This window comes from Candidatus Thioglobus sp., assembly GCF_028599055.1.
In the GTDB taxonomy this organism is placed as follows: Bacteria; Pseudomonadota; Gammaproteobacteria; order PS1; family Pseudothioglobaceae; genus Thioglobus_A.
In genome coordinates this window covers 1-10,538 of the sequence record NZ_JAQRMS010000042.1, presented here as the reverse complement: position 1 = coordinate 10,538, position 10,538 = coordinate 1, and the positions used below count along the sequence as shown (strand labels likewise).

General features: G+C 39.0%; 11 protein-coding genes and 1 pseudogene. 5 read left to right on the top strand and 7 right to left on the bottom strand.

Annotated elements, in window-relative coordinates; genetic code table 11:
- From PSN35_RS04180 to PSN35_RS04160, 5 genes and pseudogenes are all read right to left on the bottom strand, one after another.
- A pseudogene (locus PSN35_RS04180) lies at positions 1 to 467 on the bottom strand (hypothetical protein); the annotation flags it as partial.
- A 47-nt stretch (positions 468 to 514) separates the two neighbouring features.
- Positions 515 to 1,579 (bottom strand): threonine synthase, encoded by a 1,065-nt coding sequence (thrC, locus tag PSN35_RS04175; protein ID WP_300029894.1) that lies wholly within the window; start codon positions 1,577 to 1,579, stop codon positions 515 to 517.
- A 17-nt stretch (positions 1,580 to 1,596) separates the two neighbouring features.
- Positions 1,597 to 2,874 carry a homoserine dehydrogenase gene (locus tag PSN35_RS04170; protein ID WP_300029891.1) on the bottom strand — a complete coding sequence of 426 codons (1,278 nt, stop codon included), beginning with the start codon at positions 2,872 to 2,874 and terminating at the stop codon, positions 1,597 to 1,599.
- 80 nt (positions 2,875 to 2,954) lie between these two features.
- A complete protein-coding gene (locus tag PSN35_RS04165) occupies positions 2,955 to 3,500 on the bottom strand; it encodes an RNA pyrophosphohydrolase (protein WP_300029888.1) in 546 nt (181 codons plus the stop codon).
- Between the two features lie 20 nt (positions 3,501 to 3,520).
- On the bottom strand, positions 3,521 to 4,189 hold the full coding sequence (locus PSN35_RS04160; RefSeq protein WP_300029885.1) for a Bax inhibitor-1 family protein: 669 nt from the start codon (positions 4,187 to 4,189) through the stop codon (positions 3,521 to 3,523).
- A 64-nt stretch (positions 4,190 to 4,253) separates the two neighbouring features.
- Between PSN35_RS04160 and murD the strand changes: the two genes are divergently transcribed.
- Positions 4,254 to 5,558, top strand: coding sequence for a UDP-N-acetylmuramoyl-L-alanine--D-glutamate ligase (gene murD, locus PSN35_RS04155; RefSeq protein ID WP_300029882.1), 1,305 nt, complete (start codon positions 4,254 to 4,256; stop codon positions 5,556 to 5,558).
- Here murD and miaA read toward each other — a convergent pair.
- Positions 5,545 to 6,489, bottom strand: coding sequence for a tRNA (adenosine(37)-N6)-dimethylallyltransferase MiaA (gene miaA / locus PSN35_RS04150; protein ID WP_300029879.1), 945 nt, complete (start codon positions 6,487 to 6,489; stop codon positions 5,545 to 5,547). The genes murD and miaA overlap by 14 nt on opposite strands.
- Before the next feature lie 23 nt (positions 6,490 to 6,512).
- On the opposite strand from miaA, the gene PSN35_RS04145 reads away from it, so the two are divergent.
- From PSN35_RS04145 to PSN35_RS04130, 4 genes are read left to right on the top strand one after another with little or no spacing between them, the layout of a single operon-like run.
- Positions 6,513 to 7,559 carry a CDP-6-deoxy-delta-3,4-glucoseen reductase gene (locus PSN35_RS04145; protein ID WP_300029876.1) on the top strand — a complete coding sequence of 349 codons (1,047 nt, stop codon included), beginning with the start codon at positions 6,513 to 6,515 and terminating at the stop codon, positions 7,557 to 7,559.
- Positions 7,556 to 7,864, top strand: coding sequence for a BolA family transcriptional regulator (locus tag PSN35_RS04140; RefSeq protein ID WP_300029873.1), 309 nt, complete (start codon positions 7,556 to 7,558; stop codon positions 7,862 to 7,864). Before PSN35_RS04145 ends, PSN35_RS04140 begins: the two co-directional genes overlap by 4 nt.
- On the top strand, positions 7,804 to 9,411 hold the full coding sequence (locus PSN35_RS04135) for a LysM peptidoglycan-binding domain-containing protein (protein WP_300029869.1): 1,608 nt from the start codon (positions 7,804 to 7,806) through the stop codon (positions 9,409 to 9,411). Before PSN35_RS04140 ends, PSN35_RS04135 begins: the two co-directional genes overlap by 61 nt.
- Positions 9,412 to 9,416: 5 nt before the next feature.
- Positions 9,417 to 10,103 carry a hypothetical protein gene (locus PSN35_RS04130; protein WP_300029866.1) on the top strand — a complete coding sequence of 229 codons (687 nt, stop codon included), beginning with the start codon at positions 9,417 to 9,419 and terminating at the stop codon, positions 10,101 to 10,103.
- Here PSN35_RS04130 and PSN35_RS04125 read toward each other — a convergent pair.
- Positions 10,100 to 10,538: cell division protein FtsQ/DivIB (locus PSN35_RS04125; protein WP_300029863.1), on the bottom strand; the 439-nt coding region annotated here is incomplete at its 5' end. The genes PSN35_RS04130 and PSN35_RS04125 overlap by 4 nt on opposite strands.

Genomic DNA, 10,538 nt, shown 5'->3' with positions numbered 1-10,538 from the left:
TGATTTTTTTCTTGATTGTAGATAAATTGAGGTACTGAATTTTCTAAAGTTTCCAGTGTTTTTTCCAGATTGTAGGTTTTTTTTAATGGCTGAACCTGATGAGATTCTTTAATTAAACCATCTTTGTTAAACACGACGATTAGTTTGTGGATTTCTTTGGTTTCAGGCGTAACATAAATCATTTTAATGCTGGCATTTTCATCTTTATTGCACATCGTTTCTGGGATCCCTTCAACACTTCTACCCCATAAATAATTATTGATAGAGCACATAACCTTCCCAAGTGATGTTTTGCCTGATGCGTTTGCACCCATTAAAATGCAAACTTTTTTATAATTTATTTTTGGAAACTCTGTTAAAAATTCACCTTTTATTGTAGAGTTTGTTGTTTTTTTAGGATAAGTAAAATCAAATTGAGTTTCCTTAAACATATAAAAATTGTCAATTTTTAATTTAAGATAAATCATATTTATATTCCATTATTTGGATTTAAAAATAGATTATATACCAAAAATCACATATTGTTTAGAATTGCATCTCTAACTTCACTCATAACAGGATTGATATTGATCATTTGATCTGTGCACTGAGAAATTGCTGTATCTGGATCTTTTAGACCGTGGCCAGTTAGTGTACAAACAACGGTTGAGCCTTCAGCAATTTTGCCATTGTTGATGTCACGCATAGCACCAGCTAGTGAGGTGGCAGATGCAGGCTCACAGAAAATACCTTCTTGTTCAGTCAGTAGTTTCTGGGCAGCAAGTATTTCTTCGTCTGATAACGCATCAAACCAACCGTTAGATTCTGTTTCAACCTTGTGAGCCAAATCCCAGCTTTGAGGGTGGCCAATGCGAATCGCTGTGGCGATCGTATCTGGGTTATCAACCATAGCACCCTTAACGAATGGCGCAGCGCCAGCTGCTTGATAACCAACCATTTTAGGTTTTTTACCTGCCTTGTTGTCATCAAAGTATTCCTTATAGCCCATCCAGTGAGCTGAAATATTGCCTGCATTACCAACCGGCAGACAGTGATAATCAGGCGCATCCCCTAACTCTTCAACAATTTCAAATGCGGCGGTTTTTTGACCTTGTAGGCGGAAAGGGTTAATGGAATTTACGATAGAAACTGGCGCGTGATCGGCCACTTCTTTAACCAAGCGCATGCCATCGTCAAAGTTACCTTTAATTTGAATGATAACTGCGCCATGGATCATGGCTTGTGCCAATTTTCCAAGCGCAATCTTGCCTTCAGGAATAAGCACAAAGGCCTTAATGCCTGCTCTAGCAGCGTAAGCTGCCGCTGCAGCAGAAGTGTTACCAGTTGAGGCACAAATAATTGCTTTAGAACCAGATTCAACAGCTTTGGTTACTGCCATTGTCATGCCGCGATCTTTAAATGATCCAGTAGGGTTTAGGCCTTCATACTTAATGTAAATATCGACATTTTTATTAAGTAGCGCTGGAATATTTTCCAATCGAATGAGTGGCGTATTGCCTTCGCCCAAGCTGATTAATTTGGTTGAATCATCAACGGGAAGTCTGTCGCGGTAGTGATTAATTAGGCCAGTATATCTCATTTGTATTTTCTCCTTACTTAGTCAAGGTTTTCCACATGAATCATTTTAACATCCTCTTGGATAGCTTCATGTGTTTGAATTTCTGTTATTGCCGTATTTAAATCGGCTGTTTTAACATTGTTGGTAATAATGGCAATGTGCGCATTATTTTGCTGATCAATTTGTTTTTGAATAACCGACTCTACGCTAATGTTGTGCTTGGCTAATGTGGCGGTAATATCGGCCAAAACACCCGGCTTATCCGTTGCCAATAGGCGCAGGTAAAAAACACTTTCAATATTTTGCGCATCGCAGTTTGGTATTTCAACTAGGTTTTTCCAGCCTAAAACATCATGACTAACTGTATCTTTAATTACGTCAACTAAATCAGCAATCACCGCGCTGGCAGTTGCTTCATCACCTGCACCAGCACCATAGTAAAGCGTTGGTCCTACTGCATTGCCTTTGATAACAACCGCGTTCATGACGCCATCAACATTAGCTAATAATTGTGTTTTTGGAATTAAAGTAGGGTGAACACGCATTTGCAATTCTCCGTTTACTTTTTTAGCAATACCCAAATGTTTGATTGAATAATTAAATTCCGTGGCAAATGCAACATCCTCACCACTAATTTCACTAATACCTTCGGTTGAAACTTTATCCATTTGCAAGTTGCAACCGTAAGCAATGGAAGCCAAAATAGCCAGTTTATGTGCAGCATCAATACCTTCAACATCAAAGGTTGGGTCGGCTTCTGCATAACCTAACTCTTGAGCCTCTTTTAATACGTCAGAAAAGTCTCTGCCTTTGTCGCGCATTTCAGTCAGAATGAAGTTTCCTGTACCGTTAATAATGCCAGCAACTAGCTCAATTTTGTTAGCACTTAGACCTTGTTCAAGAGATTTTAAAACCGGAATGCCGCCAGCGACAGCTGCTTCAAATAATAGATGTACATTCTTTTCTTTAGCCAAGGTTAGTAGCTCATTACCATGTGTGGCAATGAGTGCTTTATTGGCAGTAATAACGTGTTTATTGTTATTAATGGCGGTTGCCACTAAGTCTTTAGCAATGGTTGTACCACCGATTAATTCTAGAATAACATCAACATCTGGGTTGTTAACAATTTCAAAAGCATCTTCAGTGATGTTAATGTCACCATCATCACAAATTCTTGGCTCGGCAAGGTTTTTTACAGCGCCATGGGTGATGTTGATTTGTTCGCCAGTACGAGCAAAAATCTCACGTTCATTTTTTCGTAAAACATTGACAACGCCGCCGCCAACCGTACCCAAGCCTAAAATTCCTATATTCACGTTAGTTAATCCTTTTAAAAATGCTTAATAGGCTCGAATTATACCAATTGAAGGCGGCTAGTTAATACCGTTCTAGCGGTTTATTTTGCTTTATTTAAAACAATGGCGCTGCATTTTAATGGGCGTGAATAATGTGCAGGGATTTTGTGTTGGTTGTTAAATAAAACAGGCGCTAGCGCTTTTAACATATCTTCATAGATGGGCTTTTTAAAGTCAATCACCTCTTCAATAGGATTCCAATAATCAACCCAGGCCCAGTCATCGAATTCGATATCAGAATGAGTATCTAGTTTAATATTGTCTTCACTTGAAGTAAGACGAAGCAGAAACCATACTTGCTTTTGACCAACGCAAATAGGTTTTTGAGAGCGTCTAATATGATAATCTGGCAAGTCATAGCGTAGCCATTTTGGCGTTTTGGCAATGACATTGACATCACTTCTTGTGAGGCCAATTTCTTCATTAAGCTCACGAAAAAGTGCCTCAAGATCATTTTCACCTTGATCAATACCACCCTGAGGCAATTGCCAAGAGTCTTGGTTGTGACGTTTGGCTAGTAACACTTGTTGTTTGTCATTAGTAATGACAATGCCAACATTGGCTCGATAGCCTTGCTTATCGATCATGGCGGGTTATTGGCTGTGGTTTAGTCGTCGCTAGAAAATGCACCTAATAAATGTAGTAGGCTGGTAAACATGTTGTGTAGCGCTAAGTACAAGCCAACGGTAGCGGAAATGTAGTTAGTTTCGCCGCCATTGATAATAGCAGACATTTGACTCAACATGAACGCACCCATAATCATTACCACAGCAAATGACATCAGTAAACTAAAGGCTGACGACTCAATAAAAAAGAAGTTGATGAGTGATAAAGCAATAATGCCAATCATGGCAAAAAAGATCATGCCATTTAAAAAGCTAAAATCCTTTTTGCTATTTTGAGCGTAAAAACTAATGGCAAAAAATGCGATACCTGTACCAGTTAAGGCTTGAACCACTAAATCAGCACCATTTGGCAGGGCTAAGTAATGTGACAGCATTGGGCCGATTGAATAGCCTAACAAGCCGGCAATACCAAAAGCGGTTATGATGCCTTTGTTACTATTTTGGGTTTTTGGTAATACAAACCAGATAACCGCAATTGCGGCAATTGAGCTGACCATGGCTGAGCCAAATCCAGCGCCCATGGCAATAGAGAACCATGAAGCCAAGCCGCCAAATACCAATGTGTAAGAGAGTAGTCTCATGGTGTCTGACAGTACCTTGTTTTTAACTTGAGCGTTACTGATAGTAGTGGTCGTTGAAAAAGTATTCATAATTAGTTCCTGTGAATTAAGCGTGTAAAATAGCCCTATTTTATACTGAAAATAATTCAATAGCATGAAACTGGTATTAGGCATAGGAATAACAGGGTTTTCCATTGCTCGCTTTTTAGCAAAGCAAAAGATTGCTTTTAAGGTAGCTGATTCTCGTCAGCAGCCATCGATGTTTGTTGAATTTTCAGCTGAATTTCCAAATAGTGATATTAGCTTAGGTGCTTGGGATCAATCGATATTAGAAGGTATTGATGAGGTGTTTATCTCTCCTGGCATTGCACAAACGCAACCTATTGTTGTCTGGGCCAGAGAAAAAAACATCCCAGTAATTAGCGATATTGAGCTGTTTTCACGTTATGTTAATGCGCCAGTCGTGGGTATTACTGGCACTAATGGTAAGTCAACGGTTACCCAACTTTTAGGTGAAATGGCATTGGCTAGTGGTAAAAATACTGCCATTGGGGGGAATATTGGCAAGCCAGCATTGGATTGTTTGGATGACAATATTGAGTTATATGTTTTAGAATTGTCTAGCTATCAATTAGATTACACCAAGCATCTGACATTGTTTACTGGCGTGGTGCTTAACATTTCACCTGATCATCTGGATCGCTATGATAGTTTTGAGGATTACACAGCTTCTAAATTAAGCTTGTATCAATATTGCCAACATTTAGTCATTAATCTTGATGAACCATTAATACCTAAAAAAGCCTCGGCCACGCATTTTGGCATGGATATGCCTAAGTCTAATCAGGATTTTGGCACCGTTACTTGTCACGGTAGTTGTTATTTCTTAAAAGGTGATGACGTGCTGATGGGTGTTGATGAGATGCAGTTAATTGGCGAGCATAATGTGGCTAATATTTTAGCGGCATTGACTTTAGGCGATCAAATCGGGCTTGATATGTCAGCAATGACACAATGTATAAAAACCTTTAAAGGTTTAGAGCATAGATTGGAATGGGTTGTTCATCAACAAGGAATTGATTTTTATAATGATTCAAAATCTACTAATGCCTTATCAACTGTAACAGCGCTTAAAGCATTAATTACCAAACATGAAAATATCGTCTTAATTGCCGGTGGTATAGCGAAAGATGAAGATTATAACGATTTGTTTAAACTCATCGATCAAGATATTGCAGGTGTTGTGTTGATCGGTCAAAGTGCTGCTGATTTTGAGCGTGGTATAAGCCAAGCTCAAGTAATACTTGCTGACTCTATGTTGGAAGCGGTCAATCTAGCCAAAGACATGATTAACAACGGTGTTGTATTGTTGTCACCGGGTTGTGCGAGCTTTGATATGTTTAATAACTTTGAGCATCGTGGCCAGGTATTCAAGCAGACTGTACTTAATGACTGTTAATAAAATTTAGCGATTTTTCAACATCACCTTGCGTTAATCTTAACCCTTGGGTTTCGCTTTTTAGCCAGGTACTCTGGCGTTTACATAATTGGCGAGTGGCAATGATGGCACGTTCAATCATTTCAGCTTCGTCTATTTCTCCGTTTAAAAACTGCCAGGCTTGACGGTAGCCGACACAGCGAATCGAAGGTAAGTCTTCATGCAGACTTGTATCTTGTTTTAAGGCTTTAACCTCGTCAATAAAGCCTTGTTCCATCATTTGATAGAAGCGAGTTTCAATACGCTGATGGAGTAAGGGCCGATCAGGCATGAGAATAATTTTTTGAATTTTACAATTAAGCCCACCTTGTTTTTGCCCTTGTAATTTTGTGAGTGTTTGCCCGCTGATATCAAACACTTCCAGCGCACGAGTAATTCGTTGAGAGTCGTTAGGATGGATTCTTTTTGCGGCAATAGGGTCAATTTCTGCCAACTCTTTGTGCAATGCTTCACTACCTTTTTCCTTAAGTAGTTGGTTAAATTTAAGTCGAGACTCATTGGTAGATTCTGGCAAATCTGACAGACCGTGTTCTAGTGCATTAAAATAAAATGAGGTACCACCCACTAGAATTGGTAGTTCGTTGTTGGCAAAAGCTAAATTGATTTGCGCTGTAGCATCGTTAACAAAATCTTGCGCCGAATACGACTCACTGGGCTTGCAAATGTCAACTAAATAATGAGAGTGTTTGGCAAGTGTTTGTTTATCTGGCTTAGCGGTTCCAATGTCCATACCTTGGTAAATCAAAGCAGAATCAACGCTAATCAATCTCGCCTTAATGTATTGACTAATTTTGATAGCTAAATCGGTTTTTCCAGAGGCGGTAGGACCCATTAAAAATAGGGCGGTATTAGCAGGCGGATGGGGCACAAAGATCCTTGTATTAGTAAGCATTTATAATAACTACCTAGATTATAATGTCAGCATTAAAATTATTTGACAATAAATACATGTTTACAGTAGAAAATCAGGCCACTGGTAGTAGCTTTCAAGTTGAAAAAAATGAAATTATTCTTGATGGTGCAATGAGCAATGGTATTGGCTTCCCTTATGGGTGTCGAAATGGCTTTTGTGGCAAATGTAAGGCAACGTTAATTGAAGGTGAAGTGGATTATGAAAACGGCGTGCCGCCAGGTTTGAGTGAGCAGGAGGTTGCTGATCGTATGATTCTACCTTGTAAGTGTAGCGCCAAAAGCGATCTTTCTATTGTATTAACAGAGTTGGAAAGTGTTGCTGATATTGAGGTGAGAACGCTACCTTGTAAGGTGGATAAAATTGAGCGTTTGAATCATGATGTTGCCAAGGTGGTTTTAAAGATTCCAGGTAATGAAGCGCTGCAATATTTGGCAGGGCAATACATTGATTTAATCCATCCTGATTTTGAACCGCGCGCTTTTTCAATTGCCAATGCACCGCATAATACTGGATTAATTGAATTGCACGTGCGTTTAATCTCAGGCGGTAAATTTACCAATTTTGTTTTTAATGAATTGCAAGAAAAATCTTTATTAAAAATTGAAGGCCCTAAGGGTAGTTTTTATTTAAGAGAAACCAGTGAAAAGCCAATGATTATGGTGGCTGGTGGTACGGGATTTGGTCCAGTTAAGGCGATGGTTGAGCATGCTATTGAGTCAAACACTCAAAGAAAAATTGATATTTATTGGGGCGCTCGAACTGAGCAAGATTTGTATACTGACTTGCCTCAAACCTGGGCTAAGGAATATGACTACATTAATTTTATTCCCGTATTGTCCCAAGCGGATGAGCAGTGGCAAGGTCGCACAGGTTATGTACACGAAGCTGTGCTGGCAGATTTTGAAACGCTGACTAATTATGAAGTATATGCTTGTGGTCCGCCAGAGATGGTGCGTTCAGCAGCTAATACCTTTGTTAAAAAAGGCATGTTTGAAAATAATTTTTATAATGATAGCTTTGATTTTGCTTATCAGGCAGGTCAGTCATGAGCGATATGCAGCAACATTTAACCGGGCAATTGCAAACAGCATTCTCGCCCAGTTATTTAGAAGTGCTTAATGAGTCTTGTAATCACGCAGGCCCAGCGGCTGAATCACACTTTAAATTGATTGTGGTGAGTGATCAGTTTAATGATCTTGCCTTAATTGCAAGACACCGCTTGATTAATCAATTATTTAAAGAGGAGTTGACGCATATTCATGCGTTGGCTATGCACACTTATACACCAGATGAATGGCAAAAAAAGCAGGGCGCACCCGCTTCACCTCAATGCTCGGGCGGACATTTATCCTAGCAATCGTTAGATATTGTTTATATGCATCTGTGTTGTTATTGGGTGCGTGTAGTGCTCAAAGTGGCGCTAAAGAGGTGTTATCTGTTGCCAAACCCGATAGTATTAACGAGAAAGTAGTTACTACTAAGGTTGAGCAAGATCTTTGGCGCTATATTGTTAATCGCTCAAATCTAAAAGCACCTGATGACAAGCATTTATATTGGCATATTGATTGGTTTAAAAAACATCCAGATTATTTAACGCGCATTACTAAACGCGCACAGCCGTATCTATATTTAGTGACCCAAGAGGTTGAGCGTGCAGGATTGCCATTGGAGATCGCACTTTTGCCAATTGTTGAATCTGCCTATTATCCTTTTTCTTATTCACACGGCACTGCGTCAGGCTTATGGCAATTCATTCCATCAACCGGAAAGTTATATGGCTTAAGAGATAGTTGGTGGTATGACGCCAGACGTGATGTATTGGCTTCTACTAAGGCAGCGGTTAAATATCTTAAAAATTTAAAAAAGCTGTTCAAGGGTGATATGTTGCTTGCGATTGCTGCTTATAACTCAGGCCCGGGTCGTGTACAAAAAGCGATACGTGCCAACAAAGCACAAGGCAAACCAACGGATTTTTGGCATTTAGATTTACCTAAAGAGACACGCGGCTATGTGCCTAGATTATTAGCAGTAACCGAGCTGATCAAACATCCAGAGAAATACGCACAAACTATTACTCCGGTTGTTAATCAGTCCGCACTATCCTCTGTAAAGCTAACCTCTCAATTTGATTTGGCACTCATTGCACAATGGGCTGAATTGGAATTGGAACAACTCTACACATTAAACCCCGGATTGAAGCGCTGGGCAACACCAAGTCGTGACCCTTACACGTTACTACTACCAATTAACAACATGAATTTGTTTAAAAAATCGCTAGAAGATAATCCAACTATGGAGCGACTTAAGTGGGTTCGTCACCAAGTTAAACAGGGGGATAGTTTAAGTCAAATTGCTCAACAATACAGAACCACGATTGAGCAAATTACCAGTGTGAATCAGTTAGATAACCATTTGATTAAAGTGGGCGAGCATTTGATCGTGCCAATTGCCCAACAACAAACAACAGATTACACCTTATCTGAGTCTGAGCGTGAAAAAAATCGCTTGAGTAAGCGCTCTGCCCGCCAAGTGATTTACCAGGTTAAATCGGGCGATAGTTTGTGGGGTATTGCTAATAAGCACAAGGTTAGTGTTAAAAATTTAATTAAATGGAATCATTTGAAAGATGTAAAGACGTTGTCAGTGGGTAAACGTTTAACCATATGGCAGGCAAAAGCTACACCTGTTAAAGATTTGTCTTCAATGGTTCAGCAGGGTTTAAATATTGATCGAAAAGTGATTTATCGAGTCAAAAATGGTGATAATTTGTCAGTCATTGCTAACAAATTTAATGTGAGCGTACCACAGCTTAAATCTTGGAATCAATTAGGTGACAAGCCCCTACAGCCCGGGCAAAAATTAACCATTATGGTTAATGTAATTAATACTAAACTAAAATAACCTTTATGAACATTCTTCCTATTAATAAAATTATTGTTGCCAGTTTTGCTTTTGCGTTAACGCATTGGAAAAAAATTATCGAAATTTCTATTCTGCCAGTGGCCGTCTCACTGCCTTTTTTGTTAATCTTGCCACAAATGTTTGAACTAATGGAGGTGGCATTCCAGGGTGGTGATATAACTATTGTCACACTGCCTGACAACTTAATGTTGTATCTAGTATTGTTTTTATACGGTTATGTTAATGTGTCAATTAACATCTATCGCTTGGTTATTTTAGGCCCTCAAAGCGTTTCGATTAAAACACCGGTTGTCAACCTGTCTCAGATTGCGCGTTTTGTTGGACTAACTTTGGCGGTTGGTTTTGCCGCAACAGTGCCGGTTATGTTAACGGGCATTGGTTTTTTACAACTAATTATTTATTTTTTAATCATTCCTGTGACACTTAACTTTATTAATATTGCCATTGGGGAGCCTTCAAAATATAAATGGCAGCTCAACTTTGTAACTCAGGCTAATCTATTTTTACTACAAGCTATTATTCCGGCATTAATCGGCATGATCAGTAGTGTTTTGTTTAGTTCAATTGGCTTGCCTGAAGTGTTTGAGTGGAGTGTTAAAGTAATTGTGTTTTATTGGAGTGTGATTAATTTAGCGTTGTGCTATCAATTAATACAAACCCATAAAGACTAGTATTTCAGCGTAAATCCTTTGGGATAACGCATATCATAAGTCGCCTTGTTCAGCTTTCGTAGTGGAATTTTTTTTCTGAGCTGAGCATAAATGTCGACAAATTTTTGCAGTCGTTGCGGTTGTTGATCGTAACCTAAGACAACTGTAATATTGGGCTCAAGATGCAAAGTATCAATGTTGCTGCGGGTGAATGTATTAATTGTAAATGCTTCTAATTGTGTTTGGTAGGCTTGATAATCTGCATATAAAGATTTGGCATTTTCAGTCTTATCAGCAGAGCGAAGTTCAATGAAATTTTCTACACTCTCTACACTCTCTACACTCTCTACACTCTCTACACTCTCTACACTCTCTACACTCTCTACACTCTCTGACTGATGATAGAATAAATTTTTTGGTTTAATTAACTCACCTTGTTGGGTGATGTAACCTTGG